Annotated in this window: 22 protein-coding genes and 1 pseudogene; 16 read left to right on the top strand and 7 right to left on the bottom strand. The window is 69.6% G+C overall.

The features are described 5' to 3' along the window. The first annotated feature begins 23 nt into the window (after positions 1-23). Both LDL49_RS31800 and LDL49_RS31805 read left to right on the top strand, forming a co-directional pair. Positions 24-503 (top strand): Lrp/AsnC family transcriptional regulator, encoded by a 480-nt coding sequence (locus tag LDL49_RS31800; RefSeq protein WP_225296412.1) that lies wholly within the window; start codon positions 24-26, stop codon positions 501-503. 125 nt (positions 504-628) lie between these two features. After that, a complete protein-coding gene (locus LDL49_RS31805) occupies positions 629-2,749 on the top strand; it encodes a transglycosylase domain-containing protein (RefSeq protein ID WP_225296414.1) in 2,121 nt (706 codons plus the stop codon). A 65-nt stretch (positions 2,750-2,814) separates the two neighbouring features. Here LDL49_RS31805 and LDL49_RS31810 read toward each other — a convergent pair whose 3' ends face one another. Further along, on the bottom strand, positions 2,815-4,797 hold the full coding sequence (locus tag LDL49_RS31810; RefSeq protein WP_225296416.1) for a thioredoxin domain-containing protein: 1,983 nt from the start codon (positions 4,795-4,797) through the stop codon (positions 2,815-2,817). Between the two features lie 96 nt (positions 4,798-4,893). On the opposite strand from LDL49_RS31810, the gene LDL49_RS31815 reads away from it, so the two are divergent. Continuing rightward, positions 4,894-6,045 (top strand): hypothetical protein, encoded by a 1,152-nt coding sequence (locus LDL49_RS31815; protein ID WP_225296418.1) that lies wholly within the window; start codon positions 4,894-4,896, stop codon positions 6,043-6,045. Between the two features lie 35 nt (positions 6,046-6,080). On the opposite strand, the gene LDL49_RS31820 is transcribed toward LDL49_RS31815, so the two are convergent. The 3 genes from LDL49_RS31820 to mca all read right to left on the bottom strand — a co-directional run bounded on the left by LDL49_RS31820 (position 6,081) and on the right by mca (position 7,499). Continuing rightward, a complete protein-coding gene (locus LDL49_RS31820) occupies positions 6,081-6,374 on the bottom strand; it encodes a GNAT family N-acetyltransferase (protein WP_225296420.1) in 294 nt (97 codons plus the stop codon). Then, a complete protein-coding gene (locus LDL49_RS31825; RefSeq protein ID WP_225296422.1) occupies positions 6,375-6,539 on the bottom strand; it encodes a hypothetical protein in 165 nt (54 codons plus the stop codon). Positions 6,540-6,614: 75 nt separating this feature from the next. Further along, the gene (gene mca / locus LDL49_RS31830; RefSeq protein WP_225296424.1) at positions 6,615-7,499 is read right to left on the bottom strand and encodes a mycothiol conjugate amidase Mca; all 885 of its coding nucleotides are present in this window, start codon (positions 7,497-7,499) and stop codon (positions 6,615-6,617) included. Positions 7,500-7,633: 134 nt separating this feature from the next. Here mca and LDL49_RS31835 point away from each other — a divergent pair, with 134 nt between their 5' ends. From LDL49_RS31835 to phoH2, 12 genes and pseudogenes are all read left to right on the top strand, one after another. Further along, positions 7,634-8,056, top strand: coding sequence for a DUF4307 domain-containing protein (locus LDL49_RS31835; RefSeq protein ID WP_225296426.1), 423 nt, complete (start codon positions 7,634-7,636; stop codon positions 8,054-8,056). 105 nt (positions 8,057-8,161) lie between these two features. Next, a complete protein-coding gene (gene greA / locus LDL49_RS31840) occupies positions 8,162-8,662 on the top strand; it encodes a transcription elongation factor GreA (protein ID WP_225296428.1) in 501 nt (166 codons plus the stop codon). Positions 8,663-8,799: 137 nt separating this feature from the next. Next, a complete protein-coding gene (locus tag LDL49_RS58560; RefSeq protein ID WP_225296430.1) occupies positions 8,800-9,945 on the top strand; it encodes a C40 family peptidase in 1,146 nt (381 codons plus the stop codon). A gap of 69 nt (positions 9,946-10,014) precedes the next feature. After that, positions 10,015-10,536 carry an ATP-binding transcription factor AbmR gene (gene abmR, locus LDL49_RS31850; protein ID WP_225296432.1) on the top strand — a complete coding sequence of 174 codons (522 nt, stop codon included), beginning with the start codon at positions 10,015-10,017 and terminating at the stop codon, positions 10,534-10,536. Positions 10,537-10,785: 249 nt separating this feature from the next. After that, complete coding sequence (locus LDL49_RS31855) at positions 10,786-12,579, top strand: phosphoenolpyruvate carboxykinase (GTP) (RefSeq protein ID WP_225296434.1); 1,794 nt, start codon at positions 10,786-10,788, stop codon at positions 12,577-12,579. 347 nt (positions 12,580-12,926) lie between these two features. Further along, complete coding sequence (locus LDL49_RS31860; RefSeq protein WP_225296436.1) at positions 12,927-13,880, top strand: TIGR04222 domain-containing membrane protein; 954 nt, start codon at positions 12,927-12,929, stop codon at positions 13,878-13,880. A 102-nt stretch (positions 13,881-13,982) separates the two neighbouring features. Then, positions 13,983-14,774 (top strand): annotated as a pseudogene (locus LDL49_RS31865) (MbnB/TglH/ChrH family RiPP precursor modification enzyme); the annotation flags it as partial. A 106-nt stretch (positions 14,775-14,880) separates the two neighbouring features. Beyond that, entirely contained in the window at positions 14,881-15,345 is a 465-nt protein-coding gene (locus LDL49_RS59875) for an SCO6045 C-terminal-like domain-containing protein (protein WP_504854018.1), read from the top strand. A 217-nt stretch (positions 15,346-15,562) separates the two neighbouring features. After that, positions 15,563-16,396, top strand: coding sequence for an amidohydrolase family protein (locus LDL49_RS31870; RefSeq protein WP_225296440.1), 834 nt, complete (start codon positions 15,563-15,565; stop codon positions 16,394-16,396). A gap of 19 nt (positions 16,397-16,415) precedes the next feature. Then, positions 16,416-16,931: a hypothetical protein gene (locus LDL49_RS31875; RefSeq protein ID WP_225296441.1), complete on the top strand. Its 516-nt coding sequence runs from the start codon at positions 16,416-16,418 to the stop codon at positions 16,929-16,931. Positions 16,932-17,013: 82 nt separating this feature from the next. Further along, positions 17,014-17,775, top strand: coding sequence for an isoprenyl transferase (locus LDL49_RS31880; protein ID WP_214639665.1), 762 nt, complete (start codon positions 17,014-17,016; stop codon positions 17,773-17,775). A gap of 207 nt (positions 17,776-17,982) precedes the next feature. After that, complete coding sequence (gene phoH2, locus LDL49_RS31885; protein WP_308016218.1) at positions 17,983-19,302, top strand: RNA 5'-3' helicase PhoH2; 1,320 nt, start codon at positions 17,983-17,985, stop codon at positions 19,300-19,302. On the opposite strand, the gene LDL49_RS31890 is transcribed toward phoH2, so the two are convergent. From LDL49_RS31890 to LDL49_RS31900, 3 genes are read right to left on the bottom strand one after another with little or no spacing between them, the layout of a single operon-like run. Beyond that, positions 19,303-19,815, bottom strand: a complete 513-nt coding sequence (locus tag LDL49_RS31890) for a hypothetical protein (RefSeq protein ID WP_225296443.1) — start codon at positions 19,813-19,815, stop codon at positions 19,303-19,305. Beyond that, positions 19,808-21,220, bottom strand: a complete 1,413-nt coding sequence (locus LDL49_RS31895; protein ID WP_225296445.1) for an ATP-binding protein — start codon at positions 21,218-21,220, stop codon at positions 19,808-19,810. Before LDL49_RS31895 ends, LDL49_RS31890 begins: the two co-directional genes overlap by 8 nt. After that, a complete protein-coding gene (locus LDL49_RS31900; RefSeq protein ID WP_225296447.1) occupies positions 21,217-21,891 on the bottom strand; it encodes a response regulator in 675 nt (224 codons plus the stop codon). Before LDL49_RS31900 ends, LDL49_RS31895 begins: the two co-directional genes overlap by 4 nt. A gap of 362 nt (positions 21,892-22,253) precedes the next feature. On the opposite strand from LDL49_RS31900, the gene LDL49_RS31905 reads away from it, so the two are divergent. After that, a complete protein-coding gene (locus LDL49_RS31905) occupies positions 22,254-22,877 on the top strand; it encodes an aggregation-promoting factor C-terminal-like domain-containing protein (RefSeq protein WP_225296449.1) in 624 nt (207 codons plus the stop codon). Positions 22,878-22,908: the final 31 nt, after the last annotated feature.

Below are 22,908 nucleotides of genomic sequence, written 5' to 3' on the forward strand. Positions count from 1 at the left end.
GAAGAGCGGGAGATCTGTACACCATGACGATCGACCAACTGGACGCCCGCCTGATCGCCCTCCTGGCCGCCGAGCCGCGCCTGGGCGTGCTGGAGTGCTCGCGCCGGCTGGGCGTGGCCCGCGGCACCGTGCAGGCCCGGCTCGACCGGCTGATCGCCAGGGGAGTGATCACCGGGTTCGGGCCCGACATCTCGCCGGTGGCGCTCGGGTACGACGTCACCGCGTTCGTGACGATGGAGATCAGGCAGGTCGCCGGGCACGACCCGGTGGCGCACCGGCTGGCCCACATCCCCGAGGTGCTGGAGGTCCACACGATCACGGGCGGCAGCGACCTGCTCTGCCGGGTGGTGGCGCGGACGAACGCCGATCTGCAACGGGTGATCGACCGGATGGTCGAGGTTCAAGGTGTTCTCAGGACCTCGTCGATCATCGCCCTCGACACACCTGTTCCCTACCGCGTATTGCCATTGGTGGCGAATGTTCCCCAACGCGAAACGCGCTAGCCGTACTATCGCGGGAGAGGACGAGGCACCGTTATCGATCGCTTAACCTTGACATTCGCCCAGCTGACGGGGGTTGGCGAGGCGCGATCGGGGGGTTGTTGGTGCGGATCGGTGGTGAAAAGGGCATGCGGAAACGGCGGATCCTTACACGGCTGTTGATCGTCTTCGGCGCCGGGATCCTCTTGGCCATAGGGCTTTTCGCCGTCGCGTGGGCGATGACCCCGATTCCCGACAGCACCCAGAAGGACGCCACGGCCCAGGGGTCGGTGATCTACTACCGCGACGGCAAGAGCGTGCTCGCCAAGAAGGGCATCGACCGCAGGAACGTTCCGCTGGACAAGGTGCCCCAGCACGTACGTGACGCGGTGATTGCAGCCGAGAACCGCTCCTTCTACCAAGACGGCGGCGTCTCGGTCAAAGGCACCGCGCGAGCCGTGTGGTCCACCATCTCCGGGCAGCAGCTCCAGGGCGGCTCGACGATCACCCAGCAGCTGGTCCGCAACTACTACAGCGGCCTCAGCCAGGAACGGTCCATCACCCGCAAGTTCAAGGAGATCATGATCTCCATCAAGGTCGACCAGTCCAAGTCCAAGGACTGGGTCCTTGAGCAGTACCTCAACACGATCTACTTCGGCCGCGGCGCCAACGGCGCCCAGGCGGCCGCGCAGGCGTACTTCGGCAAGGACGTCGGCAAGCTGAACGTGGCCGAGGGCGCCTACCTGGCCGCGGTGATCCAGCAGCCCAGCCGCTTCGCCGACCCCAAGGGCGCCGACCTCGACGCCGCCGAGGCCCGCTGGCAGGCGGTGATCGACGCCATGCGCCAGACGGGCACGCTCAGTGCCGAGCAGGCCGCCGCCCAGACGTTCCCGGTGCTCAAGGCGCCGAAGAAGCCGTTCGAGCTCAAGGGTCAGGCCCAGTACATGCTCGACCAGGTCACCGCCGAGCTCAACCGGCGCGGCTACACCGACGAGGACATCAACGGCGGCGGGCTGCGGGTCGTCACGACGTTCGACAAGAAGCTCATGCAGGCGGCCGAGAACGCGGTCAAGACCGTGCTGCCCGACGCGACGCCCAAGAAGGTGCGCACCGGGCTGGCGGCCGTCGATCCGGCCACCGGCGAGGTCGTCGCCTTCTACGGCGGCCGCCCCGACCGCTCCGAGTACGACAACGCCTTCTCGGCCAAGGTGATGGCCGGCTCCACGTTCAAGCCCTACACGCTGGCCGCCGCGCTCGACAACGGCTTCGACCTGTCCACCAGGGTCAACGGCAACTCGCCGATGCGCGTGGCCTCGGCCACCAAGCCCATCCCCAACGACAGCGACCGCTCGTACGGCGAGATCAACCTGATCAGCGCCACCCAGAACTCCGTCAACACCGCGTTCGTCGACCTCGGCCAGAAGGTCGGCCTCGACAAGGTGGCCGCCACCGCGGTGGCGGCGGGCATCCCGGAGACGCAGCTCAAGCAGCACGAGGCGGCCGCCACGTTCCCGCTCGGCGTCGCCTCGCTGAGCGCCGTGCAGAACGCCTCCGGCTTCTCCTCCTTCGCCAACGGCGGCGTCCACCGGGAGGCGCATGTCGTGAAGTCGGTGACCGCCCCCGGCAGCAAGAAGAACGTGATCAAGGCCGGGTCGACCCAGGTGGTCAGCGAGCAGGCCGCCGCCGACACCACGTACGCGATGCAGCAGGTCGTCAAGTACGGCACCGGCACCGCGGCCAGGCTGTACGACCGCCCGGTCGCCGGCAAGACGGGCACCACGGACAACTCCCAGGCGGTCTGGTTCAACGGCTTCACGCCGCAGCTGGCCGTCGCCGTCGACATGTTCCGCGACGACAACAAGCCGGTGGACATCCCCGGCTACGGGGTGCAGTTCGGTGGCCAGCTGCCCGCCCAGATCTGGCGGGCGTTCATGACCGAGGCCATGGCGGGCAAGCCGGTCATCGAATTCCCCGAGCCGTCCGACTACGGTTACGGCTCCGGCTGGGGCCGTCCCGACGAGCGGCAGGACATGCCGCAGGAACCGCAGCACACCCGGGCACCAGACCCGTGGTCCTCGCCCACCCCTGAGATCACCGAGCAGCCGAGCACGGAGCAGCCGACCACGGAGGGCCCCGATACGCAGCAGGATCCGCCGCGGCAGAACGACACCGGCGGCCCGCCCACGGGCGAGCCGGACGTCCCCACGACCGGACCTGACGGGAACGACACCGGCCGGTGGAGCGACACCGGCCGATCACCGGTCGGTTAGGCTCGGCACCGGCCGATCGCCGGTCGGCTAGGCCCCGACAAGGCCCCGGCCAGGCGGATCGCCGGTCATCGGCCCGGTGGCCGGTCGGCCAGCTCGGCCCGCAGCTCCTCGGGGGTGGTGACGGGCATCCGGCAGGTGAAGCCCCGGCACACGTACGCGGCGGGCGCGCCGCCGACCGGGCCGCGGCCTTCCAGCAGCTCGGGCCCGCCGGGCGGCACGCCTTGGCCGTCGCCCAGCGCCACGACCAGTCCGGGAACGTCGGCCAGCAGCGCCTCGCGGTGCAGCGCCCGCGTACGCGGGTCGTCCATCGGCCCGACGACCGCCACCTCGACGGGCCCGCTGAGCGCCGCCCGCGCCACGGCCAGCCCCCAGCCGGCGAACCGCGCGTGCCCGGTGGCCAGCACGGACACCGTGCCCAGCGCCGCGTAGGCGGCCTCACGGTGCCGCGCGGACCCTGTCAGCGCCGAGTAGGACAGCAGCGCCCCGGCCGCGGCGTACTGTCCCGACGGTGTCGCGTTGTCGGTGGGATCCTGCGGCCGCTGGAACAGCCGTTCGGCGTCGTCGGCCGTGTCGTAGAACCCGCCCTCGCCGTCCCCGAACCGGTCGAGCACGGTGTCGAGCAGCGAGCCCGCCAGCCGGTGCCAGCGGGTCTCCCCGGTCACGCCGTAGAGGGCGATCAGCCCCTCGGCCAGGTTCGCGTAGTCCTCCAGCACCCCGGCGTTGCGGCCCGCCCGCCCGTCGCGCGAGGTCCGCAGCAGCCTGCCGCCGTCCATGTGCACGTCTTCGAGCAGCTCCGCCGCCTGCCGGGCGGCCGCCACCAGGTCCGGCCGGTCGAACACCGTGCCGGTCTCCGCCAGGGCGGCGATGGCCAGGCCGTTCCAGGAGGCCACGACCTTGTCGTCACGGCCGGGCCGGACCCGCCGCTCCCTGGCGGCGAGCAGCCGCGCCCGGACGTCGTCGAACCGCGCCGCGTCGTCGGAGCCGGGGTCGGTGAGCAGCTGCAGCACCGACGTGCCGTGCTCGAACGTGCCCCGCACCTCGAAGAGCCGCGTGGCCCAGTCCCCGTCCTCGTCGCCGAGCACCTCGCGCAGCTGCTCCGGCGTCCAGACGTAGAACCGGCCCTCCTCGCCCTCGCTGTCGGCGTCGAGCGCCGAGGCGAAGCCGCCCTCGGCGGTGCGCAGCTCGCGCAGCAGCCACTCGGCAGTCTCCAGCGCCACCCGCCGGGCGAGTGGCGTCCGGCTCGCCTTCCACCAGTGCGTGTAGACCCGCAGCAGCAGCGCGTTGTCGTACAGCATCTTCTCGAAGTGCGGCACCACCCAGCCCGCGTCGACGCTGTAGCGCGCGAACCCGCCGCCGAGCTGGTCGTACATCCCGCCGCGCGCCATCGACTCCAGCGTGCGGCCGCTCATCTCGCTCTCGCCGGAGCGCAGCAGGAACTCCAGCACCATCGACGGCGGGAACTTGGGCGCCCCGCCGAACCCGCCGCGCTCCTCGTCGAACGACTCCCGCAGATTCCGTACGGCCAGCGCCAGCGTCTCCTCGCCGGGCAGCGGCCCGGTGGGCAGCGTCGTGTGCGCGTTGAGCGCCTCGACCACCTTCGACCCCTGCTCGGTCACGGTCGCCCGGTCGCCGGCCCACGCGTCGCGCACACCGCGCAGCAGCCGCTGGAACTGGGGCCGCGGGAAGTAGGTGCCGCAGTAGAACGGGTGACCCTCGGGCGTGGCGAACACCGTCATCGGCCAGCCGCCCTGATGGATCATGGCCTGGGTGGCGCTCATGTAGACGGCGTCGACGTCGGGCCGCTCCTCGCGGTCCACCTTGACGTTGACGAAGTGCTCGTTCATCAGCCGCGCGGTGTCGGGGTCCTCGAAACTCTCGTGCGCCATCACGTGACACCAGTGGCACGCCGAATAGCCCACGCTGATCAGCAGGGGCACGTCGCGTTGTCGCGCCTCGGCGAAAGCCTCCTCGCCCCAGGGGTGCCAGTCGACGGGGTTGCCCGCGTGCTGCAGCAGATAAGGGCTCGTCGCGTCCTGCAAGCGGTTCATCAGGTCCTCCTCTGATCACTCTACGACCACGCCGGGTGCGCGTCGGGTCGGTGGCAACGCGTGTGGTGGGGACGGCGGGGGCGTAGGTTACGGAGCGTGGATCTGGATTACGTGTGCACGCATGCGGGCCGCCCCGCCGCCGCCCTCACCCGCAGGGACGTGGCACGCGCCCTGCTCGCCGTGCCCTCCGGGGTGGCGCTGGTGGCGCTGCCCGACCTGCGGCGCGCGTTGATGGCCGCGGGCAACCCGCTGTCGCTGGCGTTCTGGGACTCGGCCAGGTCGACGCTCGGCGCGATCGAGTCGGGCGTCGCCACGGTCGGCGACGTGCAGCGCTGGGTCGAGTCGACCGGGACCGAGCCCATGCTGATGACGCCCGGCTACTTCGTGTGGCCGGAGGAGGACGAGCGCGGGCCGGTGGCCGAGGAGATGTTCTCGCTGCTCGTGAGGTATCTGGAGGAACGCGTCAGCGCGGGTGAGATCGACCCCGACGCGCTGGTCGCCGGTGACCCGGAGGCCCGCAGGACGTACGAGGAGCTTCAGGAGCGCTGGCTGAGCGAGCCGCAGCCCGACGGCCGGGTGCCCGGGTTCGCGGTCAGTGATGAGCAGGACGAGGAGTTGTTCGCCGCCTGGGACGAGGAGGAGGCGTTCGCGCTGGCCGAGCTGCGGCGGATCGTCGGCGAGCTGCCCAAGCCGCCCGAGCTGCCCGCCGACGAGCTGCGGCGGGCCGGGGCACTGCTGCGCGAGCTGCTCGGCCTGCCCGGCTACCCGGCGAACGTGCTGCGGGCCTGCGCCGGGCTCGACGACCGGCCGATGCCCGACGACGACGGCGAGCTGTGGCTGTCGGTGGCGGCCGGCATCGCCGGTCCCATCTCCGACCTGTCGGAGGCCGGCGACAGCCTGGAGGAGTTCGCGGACCTCGACGGCGACCTCAGCCACGAGGACACCGTGCTGGCCAACCTGTGCGCCATCCAGCACGCCGACTGGCTGGCCGCGGTGGCGGCCCTGACCAGGCTGGGTCCCGGCGTGCTCGCCTCGCCCGAGCGGCTGGCCCGGCTCATCGCCGAGTCGGAGGACATCGACATCGACGACCAGGACGCCGACGACCTCGACGCGACCGAGCGCCTGTTCGTGCCGGTGGTGACCTTGTGGGGATATCTGGGCATCGTCGACACCGAGGACGTGCTCACCCCGCTGGGCTGGTGGGGCCTGCCCAAGGCGCTCGAACGCGCGTGGTCACCCGGCGACTGACGCCGTGTGGTCACCTGGCGAGCTGACGAGCCTGGTCACTCGGCGGCTGAGGCGTCGACCAGATCCTTGTATTGGGGATGGCGCTCGATGTACTTGCCGACGTAGGGGCAGAGGGGCACGACCCGCAGGCCGGTGTCCCTGCTCGCGTCGAGCGCGTGCCCGACCAGCTTGCCCGCCAGGCCCTGCCCCTCAAGTTCGGGCAGCACCTCGGTGTGCGTGAAAACGATCTTCGTGGGCAGCAGGCGGTAGTCGGCGAACCCGGCGACCTTGCCGTCCATGAGAATCTCGAATCGGCTCTGCTCCGTGTTGTCGACTATTTCGACCGGCATCTATTCGGCCTTCTTGTCGTCGATGTCGGCCGCCCGGGGCACCTGGATCTTCGACATCTGCTTGTTCATCGATTTGATCAGCATGTACAGGGCGACCCCGATGAGGGCGACGACGACGAAGCCGAGCAGGCCCGGACTCACATCACCCGCTGCGAGAGTTATCACTCCTCCAGTCTGCCACCGAGGGGTCATGCTCCGGTCGGTGGCAGACGGCAGGGCCCTCATCGGCGTGGAGCCGGGTCAGTGGCAGGCGGCGGAGACCTCGTCGGCGTGGATTCCGGCGAACAGATCGTCTTCCGGCAGCTCGGTGTCGACCAGGGAGCGGGCCAGGTGGTAGTCCTCGGTCGGCCAGATCTCCTGCTGGAGCTCGCGCGGGCAGACGAACCAGAAGCCGTCGGGGTCCACCTGGGTGGCGTGCGCGAGCAGCGCCTCGTCGCGCAGCTCGAAGTAGTCGGCGCAGGGCACCCGGGTCGTCACCGGCCACTTGGCGGGCCGGTCCTCCCAGCGGGAGATCCAGTCAGAGTAAGGGGAGCCCATGCCACGCGAGGTCATCGCCTCGTGCAGCGCCTCGAACCGCTCCTTGGTGAAGCCCATTTGGTAGTAAAGCTTCAGCGGCTGCCACGGGTCGCCGGTGCCCGGGTAGCGGTCGGGGTCGCCGGCCGCCTCGAACGCCTCCACGGAGACCCGGTTCGTCATGATGTGGTCGGGGTGCGGGTAGCCGCCGTCGTCGTCGTAGGTGACGATGACGTGCGGCTTGAACGCGCGCACGGCGGCCACAAGGGGCGCGGAGGCGTCTTCGAGCTTCTGCACGGCGAAGCAGCCCTCGGGCAGCTCCTCCTCCTCGCTCTCCGGCAGGCCGGAGTCGACGAAGCCCATGAACTCCTGCTGAACTCCAAGAATCTCCCGCGCGCGGGCCATTTCTGCCTTACGGACCTCGCCGATGTTGTCGACGATCTCCGGCCGGTCCATCTTGGGGTTGAGCACCGAGCCTCGCTCACCGCCTGTGAGCGTACAGACCAGCACGTCGACGCCTTCGCGGACGTAGCGCGCCATCGTGGCGGCGCCCTTGCTCGACTCGTCGTCGGGGTGGGCGTGGACGGCCATCAGCCTCAACGGTGCACTCACGGGCTCGATGTCTCCTCAGTTGGACCGATCACCTGCCCAGAGAGGTTAGGTTCAGCTGGGCGGTCGCGAGGGCGTGACCCCCGCAGGGAACAATTGTCTCGGATAACGCTGAGGGAGTGCAGGGAGATTCCGCCATGGCCACCGAAGATGTCGAGAGCCGTCCAGTTCTCGGCACACCCGACGACTTCCCCGATCGTCCTGAGCGCCGGGGCCGCTTCGTCGTGCACGTCGTGATCGGCGTGCTGGTGGCCATCATCGCAGGTGGTTGGGGCTACGTGATGTGGTCGATGACCGGCGGCAACACCGGGGCCATCCCCCAGGTGGTGTCGTTCCAGGCCAATCGCCCCAACGAGGCCGAAATCACCTTCGAGGTGAGCAAGCCGGCCGACCGGGCCGCCGTATGCCGTATCAGGGCCACAGATGTCAACCACGCAGAAGTGGGCAGCAGGGAAGTAAGAATTCCCGCTGGTGGGGGTAGTAAGCAGCTCAAAGAGCGCCTGGACACGAGTGCCCAGGCCACGTCCGTCCACATCCAGTACTGCAATCTCGTAGAATGAGACGTTTGAGGAAGCGTACGAGCTGTTGGGTTGTTAGCCTTTCGCAATTCAACCGCATGCAACCTCTAGTGATCTCAGGGCCCCCTAGGCAAGCAAGGAGAACCCGTGGCCGACTCTCGCGATGAGAACGTCACATGGCTGACGCAGGAGGCGTACGACCGTCTCAAGGCGGAGTACGAATACCTCTCGGGCCCAGGGCGCGTCGACATCGCCAAGAAGATCGAGGCCGCCCGTGAGGAAGGTGACCTGAAGGAGAACGGCGGCTATCACGCGGCCAAGGATGAGCAGGGCAAGATGGAGGCCCGCATCTTCCACCTCCGGCAGATCATCGACAACGCCCAGGTGGGAGAGGCACCGAAGACCGAAGGGGTCGTCGGGCCCGGCATGACCGTGACGATCCGGTTCGTCCGTGACGACGATGAGGTGACCTTCCTGCTGGCGTCCCGTGAGGAGAGCGGAGCCCCGATCGACGTGTATTCGCCGAAATCGCCCCTTGGCGCGGCGATCAATGGTAAGAAGATCGGCGAAAAGGCGACCTACTCCATGCCCAACGGTCGCCAGAACACCGTCGAGATCCTCGAGGCCGTTCCGTACATCGGCAACTGACTTCCGAAGAGACGACCCGCCGGGCCCACGATGGCCCGGCGGATTTTTCGCGTTCCTCCGGTATCCGGCAGGATCTCAGCTTCCTGGTCCGCTCCAGGAGGCGGCGGGACCACCACAAACTGGTCCCGTTCATCGTGGTGTCGCTCGTCGCGGTGCTGACCGCCGACCTGCTGCTGCTCGCGCAGGTGGGCCAGCGGCAGGCGGTCGGCCAGCTGCCCGCCGCCGCCGTGCGGCAGCAGCAGCATCGCCCCACGCCCCAGCAGACCCTGGCGGCTGACGCCGGCACGACCGCGCAACCGGCGAAGCAGCCGGTGAAGCCGCTGGGCCAATTACACAAGCCCAACCTCTTCGTGGTCACCCGCAAGCCGCTGACCAACGAGCTGCTGCGCAAGGTGGCGCGGTTGCAAGGGGTGGCCGCGCTCGAACTGGCCGACGCGGCCTCGATCATGCTCGACGACAAGCGGGTGCAGACGCTCGCGGTCGACCCCTCGACCTTCCGGGCCTACACGCCCAAGGTCACGGCGGCCTCCGACGCGCTGTGGAACAACGTGGCGGCCGGCGACGTCGCGGTCTCGTTCGTGCTCGGCAGCGACGGCGGCCTCAGCCTGCACAGCCGGGTGCGCGGGCCCGCTGGTCCGCTGCGCATCGGGGCCTACGCCACGACCGGCTTCGGGGCGGTCGACGCCGTCGTCTCCCGTGAGGTCGGACGCACGCTCGGCCTGCCGCGCGACAACGCGCTGATCGTGAGCGCGCCCAAGGCCAACTCCGACAAACTGCGTAGGGCCCTGCTCAAGGTGCTGCCCAAGGGCACGCAGACGGCCATGGTCAACCCGGTGCTGCCCCCCGCGCAGGCCAAGGCCCGCACCTGGGCGGCCGGCTCGTTCATGAGCGGCGAGCAGATCACCGTCGCGCTCAGGGCCGCCGCCACCAAGCTGGGCAGGCCGTACGTGTGGGGAGCGGAAGGCCCTGACACGTTCGACTGCTCGGGCCTGGTCCAGTGGGCCTTCGCGCAGGCAGGGGTACGCATGCCGCGGGTGACGCACCAGCAGTGGCTGGCGGGCCCCCAGGTGCCGCTCGCCCAGATCCAGCCGGGTGACCTGATTTTCTGGCGCCTCGACCCGACCAATCCCGGCTATATCTCGCATGTGGCGATCTACTGGGGCGACGGCAAGATGGTGGTGGCCCCGCGCACCGGCGACGTGGTCAAGATCGCCCCGGTCAGCACCCGGAACCTCGCGGGCATCGTCAGGGTCAGCCCGGCGGCGGCGGCCCGCGTTCGCTGACGGCTTCATTCAGGAAGAGGAAGTCCTTCAGCGCGTGCTTTTTCTTCGCAACCGTGTAATTCTAATTACATGGCAAGTGATGAAGCAGCGGCCCAGATCAAGGGCTGGTTCACCGGGCGGTTGCCCGAGGGATGGTTCACCGAGGCGCCGGAGATCGTCCGGGACCGCGAGGAGATCGCGGTGCTCGGCACACTGCCGGAGCCCAGTTCCGAGGGATCGGACGCCGAGAAGGCGGCCCTGATCGAGGGGCTCATCGGACGGTTCAGGGAAGAGACCCGCGAGCGCCGCGTCGAGATCGCCAAGGAGGCCGAGCGGCGGTTCCGGCAGAAGGTGTCCTGGGGTGTCGTCTGCGGCGACACCACTGTGATGTTCACCACTCTCTCGGTGCCCGTCATGACACGCCTGCGACAGCAGGAACGCCAGGTGCTCGACACGCTCGTCGCCGCGGGCGTGGCCCGCAGCCGCAGCGACGCGCTGGCCTGGTGCGTACGACTCGTCGGAAAGAACACCGACACCTGGCTGTCCGAACTGCGAGACGCGTTGCAACACGTCGACCGAGTTCGCTCCGCCGGGCCGGACGTCAATTCCTGAGAGTACGCAGGAGAAACTCTCCGGCGAATGGACTAAACCTCTTGCGAAATTGGTTTAGACCAACTTCATTGGCCGGACAGTGGGCGGGTCGCTTTCTTTTGAAACCGCTTCTTCGGGGTAGGCTCCCCCAATCATCGAGGCCGCAGCCTGCGGCGACGGCCGATCCAGGCATAGGTCTATGCCAATTGGCTTTTCGGCGCCGTCGTCGTGAATGATGTTTGGGCCCTGAAGAGTGGAGGAGCCGCCGCCGTGTCCGTTTCCGTGGAAGTACCCGCCCCGACGAGCAATGCCGAATTGGTCGCCTGGGTGAACCAGATCGCCGCATTGACCCAGCCCGACCGGATCGAGTGGTGCGATGGCTCGGAGGAGGAGTGGACGCGCCTGACCAACCTGCTCGTCGAGCAGGGCACGTTCACGCGCCTGGCCAAGCGGCCCAACAGTTTCTACGCCAAGTCCGACCCGACCGACGTGGCCCGGGTCGAGGACCGTACGTTCATCTGCTCCGAGCGCGAGGAGGACGCCGGGCCGACGAACAACTGGGTCGCGCCCGCCGAGATGCGCCGGACGTTCGGCAAGCTGTTCGCCGGCAGCATGCGCGGCCGGACCATGTACGTCGTGCCGTTCTGCATGGGCCCGCTGGGCGGGGAGATCTCCCAGCTCGGCGTCGAGATCACCGACTCGCCGTACGTGGCCGTCTCCATGCGGGTCATGACCCGCATGGGGGAGCGGGCCCTGCGCCTGATCGAGGAGCGCGGCGAGTTCGTCAAGTGCGTCCACTCCGTCGGCGCGCCGCTGGCGCCCGGCCAGGAGGACGTGCCGTGGCCGTGCAGCTCGACCAAGTACATCAGCCACTTCCCGGAGAGCCGCGAGATCTGGTCCTACGGCTCCGGCTACGGCGGCAACGCGCTGCTCGGCAAGAAGTGCTACGCCCTGCGCATCGCCAGCGTCATGGCCCGCGACGAGGGCTGGCTGGCCGAGCACATGCTCATCCTCAAGCTGACCCCGCCCTCGGGCGAGACCCGCTACATCGCGGCCGCGTTCCCGAGCGCCTGCGGCAAGACCAACCTCGCCATGCTCCAGCCGACGATCCCCGGCTGGAAGGTCGAGACGGTCGGTGACGACATCGCCTGGATGCGGTTCGGCGACGACGGCCGCCTCCACGCCATCAACCCCGAGGCCGGCTTCTTCGGCGTCGCGCCCGGCACCGGCGAGGTCACCAACGCCAACGCGGTCAAGACGCTCTGGGGCAACAGCATCTTCACCAACGTCGCGCTGACCGACGACGGGGACGTGTGGTGGGAGGGACTCACCCCTGAGCCGCCCGCGCACCTGACCGACTGGAAGGGCCGCTCGTGGACGCCGAAGTCCGACGAGCCCGCCGCCCATCCGAACGCGCGCTTCACCACCCCGGCCGCGCAGTGCCCGACCATCGCCCCCGAATGGCAGGACCCCCAGGGCGTGCCCATCTCGGCGATCCTGTTCGGCGGCCGCCGCGCCACCGCGGTGCCGCTGGTCACCGAGTCGCTGAGCTGGGAGCACGGCGTCTTCCTCGGAGCCAACGTCGCCTCCGAGAAGACCGCCGCCGCCGAGGGCAAGGTCGGTGAGCTGCGCCACGACCCGTTCGCGATGCTGCCGTTCTGCGGCTACAACATGGGCGACTACTTCGCCCACTGGCTCGAGATCGGCCGCCGCAAGAACGCCAGGCTGCCGCGCATCTACTACGTGAACTGGTTCCGCAAGAACGCCGACGGCAAGTTCATCTGGCCCGGCTTCGGCGAGAACAGCCGCGTGCTCAAGTGGATCGTGGACCGGCTCAACGGCACGGCAGAGGCCGTGTCCACCCCGATCGGCCTGCTGCCGGACGCGCTCGACGTCGAGGGCCTGGACCTGGCGGAAGAGGACCTGCGTACGCTGCTCACGGTCGACCGCGAGGTGTGGCGGGAGGAGGCGGCGCTGATCCCGGACCACTTCGACAAGTTCGGCTCGCACCTGCCCAAGGAGCTGTGGGAGGAGTACAACGCCCTCCTCGACCGGCTGAGCTGATTCACCGGCTGAGCTCCACTGGGTGAGGCTGACCCGCCCGCTGGGGTGAGGCTGACCCGCTGGGGTGAGGCTGACCCGCTGGGGTGAGGCTGACCCACTGGGCGAGCTGACCCACCGGGCGAGCTGACCCACCGGCATCGACCCGAACCAACCCGCACCGACCGCGCCGGCCGTCTTCGTGACGGTCGGCGCGGTCGCGTGTCCGGGCGGTATGGGCAGGGCTCAGGCAGGCGTCCGGTAGGCCACAGAAAGGTGTCCTGTAGGGGGGAACCTTTATGTCGGACTTAGGCGTCAATCGGATACCCGGCATCGTCCGTCTCCTGGTCCCACCGGAGAGGAGGCCGCAAGTGGATCTGATCCCGCTGGGCCTGTCCGTGGTCTTGGCGCTGGTCATCGCGACCACCGCGGCCACGATCAAGCGCGAGCACGCCAGGGTGCGTGCCGTGAACTTCCGTGCTCATGATCTCGGCCATTACGAGATCGCCTATCTCGCCGGTGGCCCGCGCCGGGTCGCGAACACCGTCATCGCGTTGCTGGCCAAGTCCGGCGAACTGCGCGTCTCGCGCGGCGGCAACGTGCACGCGGTCTCGGGCGCCCGTGCGAGCCACCCGGTCGAGGAGGCGGCGCTGGCCGCCGTCGCCGCCCACTCCAGGGGCGTCCCCGTGGCCGTGATCAGGCGCGAGATCGGCGGCGCCGCCGCGATGGACGAGATCCGGCATCACCTGACCGGGCTCGGCCTGCTCGTTCCCGACGAGACGCTGGCGCCGGTACAGACGCTGCTCCGCCGCCTGCGCCTGCTGTCGTGGTCGGCCATCGCCGGAGCGGCGCTCTCGGTGGTGGCGGTGATCTTCTTGCCGATGGGGCCGTTCACCTTCGTCGGTGCCCTCGTCTTCGCGTGCGCCGGCGCCGCCGGACTGATCGCGGCGGGCAGGTACCAGCGGGCCATGCGCGACGCGCTGAGCTCGGCGGGGCACGACGAGCTGCGCAGGGCCAGGCAGGCGTGGGTGCCCGGCCGTTCCGAGCCCCCCGAGCTCGACTCGTTGCCCATGCCCGTCGCCCTGTACGGGACGAGGGAGCTGCGCGACCCGCGCCTGGAGGCCCCACTCAACGCCCCCTGGGGCGGTGAGGGCTCCAGCTGCGCCGCCGGGGTCTGCGGTGGCGGCGATCCGGGATCGAGCGGCGGGTTCGGCTCGGGCGGCGACTTCGGCTCGCCGGGCTGCGGAGGCTCCTTTGGTTGCGGGGGCTCCTCTGGTTGCGGCGGCGGCGGTGGCTGTGGTGGCGGGTGCGGCGGGGGAATCTGACGTGGGCAGGTCGACCAGAGGGAGGTTGACGAGAGGGAGCGTGACATGAGGGGGCGTGACACTGGGAGGTTGACGTAGGGAGGTTGACGTGGGGAGGTTGACATGAGGGAGGCTGACGTGGGGGTCGCACTTGGCGTGGGCATCGGCTGGCGGCGGGAGCTGGACCTGACCATCGAGCGGATGCCGGACGTCGACTTCGTGGAGGTCGTCGCCGAGAACATCTCCCCGGCCCGGCTGCCCGAGTCCCTGCGCGTCCTGCGGGCCAAGGGTGTGCCGGTGATCCCGCACGGCGTGTCCCTGGGCGTCGGCGGCGCGGAGTCGCCGGACCCTGCCCGGCTCGCGCACCTGGCGGCCTGCGCGGAGGCTCTGGACTCGCCGCTGGTGAGCGAGCACCTGGCGTTCGTCAGGGGCGGCGGGCACGAGGTCGGTCACCTGCTGCCGATCCCCCGCACCCGCGAGTCGCTGGACGTGGTGACGGAGAACATCCGCCAGGCCCAGGCCGCCCTCCCGGTGCCCCTGGCCCTGGAGAACGTGGCCGCCATCTTCGGCTGGCCGGGTGACGAGCTGACGGAGGCGCGGTTCCTGGCCGAGCTGGTGGCGCGCACCGGCGTACAACTGCTCGTGGACGTGGCCAACCTCTACACCAACCAGCGCAACCTCGGCCTGTCGGCGCTGGACGCACTCGACGCGTTGCCGCTGGATCACCTCGCGTACGTCCACGTGGCCGGCGGGTACGAGCACCAGGGGATCTGGCACGACACCCACACCACCGTGGCGCCCGAGCCCGTCCTGGACCTGCTGACGGAGCTGTGCGCCCGCGCCACACCACCGGGCGTGCTGCTGGAGTGGGACGACGAGTACCCCAGCGACGCGGTGCTGTCGGCGGAACTGGCCAGAATCAGGATCGCCATGGCCCGAGGCGGCGCGGCCATGGCCTGGGACGGCGCCGTCATGGCCTCGAAACGACCGTCCTGGCCCAGGACGGCGCGGGCCGTCCGCGATGAGCACGGAAGCCGCCAGGCAGCGCCTGGCCGCCGCGCAGGGGAGGCTTGTCGCGGCCCTGATCGCCGGGGGAGACGTGCCGGACGGCTTCGACCCCGCACGGCTCGGCGTCCAGGCGGGGAGCCTGATCGCCAAGCGGCGGAGCATCGTGGCCAGGCTCCGCCCCGACGCCGCGCGGGCCGCCGGAGGCGACCTGATCGCGGAGTTCGCCGCGTACGCCAGGACACGCACCGCGCCGCCCCCGGGTTACCGTGCGGACGCCGACGACTTCGCCGCCTGGCTGCGTGATCGCGGCCGGATGCCCGACAGGCCGGCTGAGGCCGGGCGCGGGTTACCGTCCGAGACGTTCGCCGAGACGGGGCGCGGCTGGTGGTCTCGCTTCCGAGGAACCCGCTGGTCCCGCCGCCGCGGCGTGGGGCTCACCGGCCGCCGGGCTCGCGCCCGCGCGGCTGACGCCCCCTGAGTGGGTCCCCAGCCACGTGGTCGGTACGCGCGCGGTGGGGGCCCGTGTGGTCGGTACCCACCCGGTGGGGGGCCCGTGTGGTCGGTACGCGCACGGTGGGGCCCGCGTGGACGGCATGCGCACGGTGGGCGCCCGCACAGTCGGTACCCGCACCGAGGGCGCCCCCGGGGTCGGTGGCTCTTGATCTGGGCTGTCCAGACATCCTAGGTTTTGTCAGGTGATAGTGGATGCGCACCAGCATTTCTGGAATGTCGACACCGGCTGGTACACCTGGCTGACCCCCGACCTGGGCCCCCTGTACCGCACCTACACCCCCGAGGACCTACGCCTGGAGCTCGCCGCCACCGGCATAGAGGCCACGGTCCTGGTGCAGGCGGCCGACTGCTACGAGGACACCGACGCCATGCTGGCCCAGGCGGAGGCGTACGACTTCATCGCCGCGGTCGTCGGCTGGGTGCCGCTGGAGCGTCCGGAGGAGGCCGCGGCGGCCATCGACCGCTATGGGAGACATCCGAAGTTTGCCGGCGTTCGCCACCTCATCCACGACGAGCCCGACCCCGACTGGGTGGTCCAAGAGCGCGTGCTGGAGTCGCTCGGGCTGCTGGCCGAGGCCGGTCTGACCCTTGATGTGCCGTCGCTGCTGCCGCGCCACCTCGACCACGTCGTCACGCTCGCCGAGCGTCATCCGAGCCTGAAGATCGTCATCGACCACCTGTCCAAGCCGCGGATCAAGGATCACGAGTGGGAGCCGTGGGCCGCCCAGCTCACCCGGGCCGCCGCGTGCCCCAACGTGTACGCCAAGGTCTCGGGGCTGGTCACCGAGGCGGACCACCAGGAGTGGACCGTGGAGGACCTCAGGCCGTACGTGGAGCACGCGGTGGAGGCGTTCGGGCCCGAACGGCTGATGTACGGCAGCGACTGGCCGGTGGCCCTGCTGGCGGCCGACTACCGGACGGTCTGGGAGGTGGCGACGGCCCTGCTCGGCGGCACCGATCGCGACCAGGTATTCGGCGGTACGGCTGGGTATTTCTACGGGTTTGGCGGAGTTTGACGAGGGATACCCTCTTGACATGGGAGGACTCCGCTGTGTCGACGGCTCATACCTGACCGTCACCCCCGTCGCGTGCACGGACAGCGTCGGCACGCCGTACGAGATCACCCTCGAACTCCGCCGCGATGGCGCGCCGTGCGGGATCGTCGGCGAGCGGTGCGGCTGGCTGCTGGCGCGGCTGGCGCGCGGCGTCAGCCGGGCACGCGAGGAGCAGGAACAGGGCGAAGCGGGTAAATGGCCGGATCCTGATGACAGGTTCCCCGGCGACGACGGCGGGAGTGAGCTGTTCTCGTTCCGATATCGCGCGAGGTCCGGCGCGGTGAACGGCGGGGAGCTACGCTGCCAGCTCAGGACCATCCCCATCTGGCTACCCGCCCAGGGCGAGTGGCGGGTGACTCGCAGGGCCTACGTGGAAGCCTGGGGCTCCAGCGGTGTGGGGATGCGGGCGGTCCTGACATCGTCCGAGCTGGCCGCGTTCGTGCACGGTCTGGTCGACGAGGTGGAGGACTGCCTGGGCGGCCGGGATTCCGGTTGAGGGGGCAGGCTGGGGTGAAACGCGGTGATAATTGCCTGTTGGGTCATTCGACCATAGGCACGGCACCGATGGGGAGGACTCCGTGGGCCTGCGCGATCTGGTCTACCGGCTGTACGAGCACAGGCTGGAGACCAAGCTGTCGAAGGACAGCGTCCCCCGGCACGTCGGGGTCATCATCGACGGCAACCGGCGCTGGGCGCGGGCCATGGGCATGCGTGATGTCGCGAGCGGTCACCGCAAGGGTGCCGACAAGATAGCCGAGCTGGTCACCTGGTGCCGCGAGACGGGCGTCGAGGTGGTCACCATCTGGATGCTGTCCAACGACAACCTCAACCGGCCGAGCGAGGAGCTGGAGCCGCTCCTGCGCATCATCGAGGACGTGACGCGGGAGCTGGTGGAGGCGGGCTGGCGGATCAGCCCGGTCGGCGCGCTGGATCTGCTCCCCGACCGGACGGCGAATGTCCTCAAAAACGCAAAAGAAGTCACATCACACCGTCCCGGCCTGATTGTGAACGTTGCAGTTGGGTATGGAGGAAGGCGTGAGATTGCCGATGCGGTGCGCTCACTCCTCCAGGAGCACGCCAGCAAGGGTGCCAGCATCGAGGACCTCGTCGAGGTACTCGATGTCGAGCACATCGCGGAGCATCTCTACACTCGCGGCCAACCCGACCCGGATCTTCTCATCCGGACCTCAGGCGAGCAACGCCTGTCGGGCTTCATGCTGTGGCAGAGCGCTCACTCCGAGTTCTACTTCCACGAGGCATACTGGCCCGACTTCCGCAGGGTGGACTTCCTGCGGGCGCTGCGCGACTACGCCGCGAGACACCGACGTTACGGTTCCTGACGGGACATCTGGGTATCCAGGACGTAACGTGAAAAGTGTCCGGCCACAGGCCGGACACTCCGGAGAGGGCCCGCCTTTGCACCAACACCTGCCGCGGGGGGCCGGAATCCGGCGCCGCCGGCAGATCGTGGTCGGGGACGCGGGTCCGGTCCGGTTCCCACCTCGTCTGCAGGGTGCCCGTTCCCATGGGCGCCCGGGGGAGAACGTGTGGCAGTGTCCTCGAGCAACCCTTCGACCAACCCGGCCAAGCGCACGTACGTGCTGGACACCTCAGTACTGCTAGCCGACCCGGCCGCCATGACCCGGTTCGCGGAGCACGACGTGGTCCTCCCGATCGTGGTCATCACCGAACTGGAGGGCAAGCGACACCACCCCGAACTCGGCTATTTCGCGAGGAAGGCTTTGCGCTACCTCGACGATCTCCGGGTTCAGTACGGCCGGCTGGACGAGCCGATGCCCACGGGAGATGGCACGATCAGGGTTGAGCTCAACCACAGTGATCCATCCATCCTGCCCGTGGGGTTCCGCCTTGGCGACAATGACACCCGCATCCTGACCGTGGCGCGCTCGCTCGCCGCCGAGGGCTGCGATGTCGTGCTGGTCTCCAAGGACCTGCCCATGAGGGTCAAGGCCGCCTCGATCGGCTTGTCCGCGGAGGAATACCGCGCCGAGCTGGTGGTCGAGTCGGGCTGGACCGGGATGGCTGAGGTCCAGGTGACCACGGAGGACGTGGGAACGCTCTTCGAGCACGGCACGGCGGATCTGGAGGAGGCCAGAGACCTGCCGACGCACACGGGCCTGCGGATGCTGTCGGCCAAGGGCTCGGCCCTCGGCCGCGTGCTGCCGGACAAGTCGGTGCGTCTGGTGCGCGGCGACCGGGAGGTGTTCGGCCTGCACGGCCGCTCCGCGGAGCAGCGCATCGCGCTCGACCTGCTGATGGACCCGGAGATCGGGATCGTCTCGCTGGGCGGGCGCGCGGGCACCGGCAAGTCGGCGCTGGCACTCTGCGCGGGCCTGGAGGCCGTGCTGGAGCGCCGCCAGCACCGCAAGGTGGTCGTCTTCCGCCCCCTGTACGCCGTGGGCGGCCAGGAGCTCGGCTACCTGCCCGGCTCCGAGGGCGAGAAGATGGGCCCGTGGGCCCAGGCGGTCTTCGACACCCTGGGCGCGGTCAGCTCTCCCGAGGTGATCGAGGAGGTGCTCGACCGCGGCATGCTGGAGGTGCTGCCGCTCACGCACATCCGCGGCCGGTCGCTGCACGACGCGTTCGTGATCGTGGACGAGGCGCAGTCGCTGGAGCGCGGGGTGCTGCTGACCGTGCTGAGCAGGATCGGCGCCAACTCCCGGGTGGTGCTCACCCACGACATCGCGCAGCGTGACAACCTGCGGGTCGGCCGGCACGACGGCGTGGTGGCGGTGGTGGAGAAGCTGAAGGGCCACCCGCTGTTCGCGCACGTCACGCTGACCAGGTCGGAGCGCTCGCCGATCGCCGCACTGGTGACCGAGATGCTGGAGGACATCACGCTGTAGTCACTTCAGGTCGCCGCAGATGAACCGTCCCTCCGTCTTGGAGGGGCGGTCGTCCGGGTACTGGTGGACGATCTTGACCTGCTCGAACGCGGCGTCCTGCTGGGCCGTACAGACGATCTGGGCCTTGGCCAGCCTGCTGAGCGTGCCCTCACCCCTGACGAAGACGGTCAGCGTCGAGGTGCGCGGCAGCTGGATCTCGTCGCGCTGGATGGGGTTCAGCGAGTCCTCGATGCGCTCGAAGGTGAAGCCGCGCAGGGCGGTGTCGCGGTCGCCGAGCGGCATCCCGGAGGCGTCGAACAGGGCGGTGAGCAGGCTGCTGACCGTCTCGGAGTCGACGTCGGCGGGCTCCAGCGTCAGCTTGCCGTTCTTGATCAGGTAGATGGTCTTCGAAGGCGGCGGCACCTCGATGACCGGCGGCGCGGCTCGTTCCTCGACGTCCGTGGGGGAGATGCCGCAGGCGGCCACCGCCAGGAGGGCGAGGAGCGCGGCAGCGAAGGCGCGACGCTCAGCCATGGGGCAGCCAGACCGTGAAGAGCGTGCCCGGCTCCTGCCGGCGCACCGAGATGGTGCCGCCGTGCAGGTGTACGTTGGCCCGCGCGATGGCCAGGCCGAGACCGCTGCCCTGGCTGCGCGCCCGGCCCGCGCCGGCCTTGAAGAAGCGGTCGAACACATGCGGCATCGCCTCGGCCGGGATGCCCTTGCCGTGGTCGCGTACCTTGACCTCCAGCCCGTTCTTCGTGGCCCTGGCGTTGACCACCACGGGGGGCAGTCCGTGCTTGAGCGCGTTGCCGACAAGGTTGGCCACGATGACGTCGAACCTCCTCGGGTCGAGGTTGACCGTCAGGATGCGGGAGGTGTGCACCTCCACCTGCTCGCTCCAGCCGCGTACCTCCAGGCAGTCGTGAACGGCGTCGGACACGTTGACCGGCTCCAGGTTGAGCGTCGCCGTGCCCGCGTCGAAGCGGCTGATCTCGATGAGGTGCTCGACCAGGCCGCGTAGCCGCTCGATCTCCCGCAGCACCAGCCGTACCGCCTCAGCGGGCGCGCTGGGCAGCCGCTCGGCCTCCTCGGAGAGCATGTCGGCCACGGCGGTCATCGCGGTGAGCGGGGTGCGCAGCTCGTGCGAGACGTCGGCGACGAAGCGGCGCGACAGCGCCTCCAGCGAGCGCAGCTCCGACACGCTGAGCTCCAGCGCCGCCGCCGCGTCGTTGAACCTGGAGGTGAGCTCGGCCAGCTCGTCCTGACCGTGCACGGGCAGGCGCGTGTCCAGGCGGCCCTGACCGAGCGCCTGCGCGGCGGCGCTGAGCCGCCTGACGGGCAGCAGCACCTGCCTGGCCGACAGCAGGGCCACGACCAGGGCGATCAGCAGGATGACCGCGCCGCCCTGGGTGAGCGTGCCCCTGAGCGTGGCCAGCTGGCGCTCGTCGTCGCGCAGCGGGAAGAACACGAAGGCCCGCAGGCCGGTGGCCTCGGGGCCGGCGTCGGTGCTGCGGTAGACCTCGGCGCCGACGATGAGCCAGAGCTCGTCGTGGATGAGGGTGCGCTGGGTGACGACGTTCCGCTTGGCGCGGCCGTACAGCTCGTTGGGCACGTCGTTCATGTTCAGCGGGCCCTCGGCGTAGGCCAGGTTCTTGTACTCGACGACGACGCTGCGGCCGGGGCCGTTGAGGGACTGGGCGACGTTCTCCAGGTTCTTGGTGGTGGGCGGGGCCTCGCCCTGCCGGAGCGTGCCGACCGGGAAGGTGATGCGGCCCAGCTCCCTGGTCACCAGGTCGATCGAGGTGTCCTCGGCCCGTTTGATGAGCGCCGACTTGGCCAGCTCGAAGCCGATGGTGGCGACGAGGAAGGAGGCGGTGACGGCGACCAGGGTGAACGTGATGACCAGGCGCGCGCGTAGCCCGGTGGGCAGTGGGATCACGGAGGGCTGAACCGGTAACCGAACCCGCGCACGGTGTGGATGAACACCGGCTCGGCCGGTCTCGGCTCGATCTTCGCGCGTACGCGCTGCACGCAGGCGTCGACCAGGCGCGAGTCGGCCACGTGCGTGTGGTCCCAGACGGCCCGCAGCAGGTAGCGCCGGTTGAGCACCTGGCCGGGATGCCGGACGAGCTCCAGCAGCAGCCGCAGCTCGGTCGGCGTCAGGTGGATCTCCTTGCTGGCCAGCGTGACCTTCAGCGCGCCCCGGTCGATCATGAGGTCGCCGAAGGAGATCCGGTCGGAGGCGGCGGACTCGGCCCGGCGCAGGATGGCGCGGATGCGGGCGTCCAGGACCCGGGGTTCGACCGGTTTGACCACGTAGTCGTCGGCGCCGGCCTCCAGCCCGACCACCACGTCCAGGTCGTCGCCGCGCGCGGTGAGCAGGATGACCGGGAGCTGGTCGAGCCGGCGGATGCGCCGGCACACCTCGACCCCGTCCATGCCGGGCAGCATGACGTCGAGGATCGCGATCTCGGGCCGGCGGGACCTGACATGGTCGAGGGCTTCCTCGCCGGTGCCGTACGACGTGACGGAGTGCCCCTGCCGGGTCAGCGCCAGCTCTAGAGCCGTGCGGACGGAGGGGTCGTCTTCGACGAGGAGGATGCCAGCCACGCGGACATTATTCTTCCCAGCTGCGACTATCTGCGTTCTGTCATGAAACTGTGACATGGCGCGCACAAGACCCAAAACAACTCCAGGCACGCTAGAAACGGCCCTCCCTTCGGTGACGGGCGCCCGAAGGGCGGGCCGGATGATGTGATGAAAATCACACCGCTGGTAAATCTGCGCGCCAACCAGCCGGTTAGGCAATGTGACACCAATCGGATATCCCGTTTCGGTTGCGAACCACCCCCCATGACAGGGCAAGCTCATGGGTCGTGAGCCCTGGTCCGCAGTTGAGTGAGCGCCCCGCGCCGGAAACCCCCCGCTCGGCACGTCGACCGGCCCGTTCGTCCTCGCGGACAGCAAAGCGCGTGGTGGTCATCGGGTTGTCCGTCGTGGTCGTCTGTGGCGGCGGTGCCTTCGTCGCCTACCGAGCGATCCAGAACGCCAACACGCCGCCGACGCCGATCTCCGCGGAGGACTTCGGCCGGATCGCCAGCGGCGACCTCTACGCGCCCGACCCCAACAGCGACGCGCTCAAGGAGGCGGGGGTCAAGGCCTACCAGGCGCGCAAGCTCAGGGAGAGCCGCCAGGGCGGCAAGTCCGACCTCGACTGGGTCGAGGTCAAGAAGAAGGGGCCGGGCGGCGACGGGTTCCCGCCCGCCAACTTCCCGCCGGGCAGCAACCCCTCGCCGGGCAGCAACAAGGCCGTCGCCAAGCAGATGCTGGCCGGGGCCGGCTTCGGCGCCGACCAGTGGGGCTGCCTGGAGCGGCTCTGGCAGAAGGAGAGCGGCTGGAACGAGCGGGCCATGAACCGCTACTCCGGCGCCTACGGCATCCCGCAGTCCCTGCCCGGCAGCAAGATGGCCAGCGCGGGCGGCGACTGGCAGACCAACGCGGCCACGCAGATCAAGTGGGGTCTCGGCTATATCAAGGGCCGCTACGGCACGCCCTGCGGCGCCTGGGGGCACTCGCAGGCGAGCGGGTGGTACTAGCCAACACCCACAGACCAGCGGATGGTATTAA

This window comes from Nonomuraea aurantiaca, from assembly GCF_020215705.1.
GTDB lineage: Bacteria > Actinomycetota > Actinomycetes > Streptosporangiales > Streptosporangiaceae > Nonomuraea > Nonomuraea aurantiaca.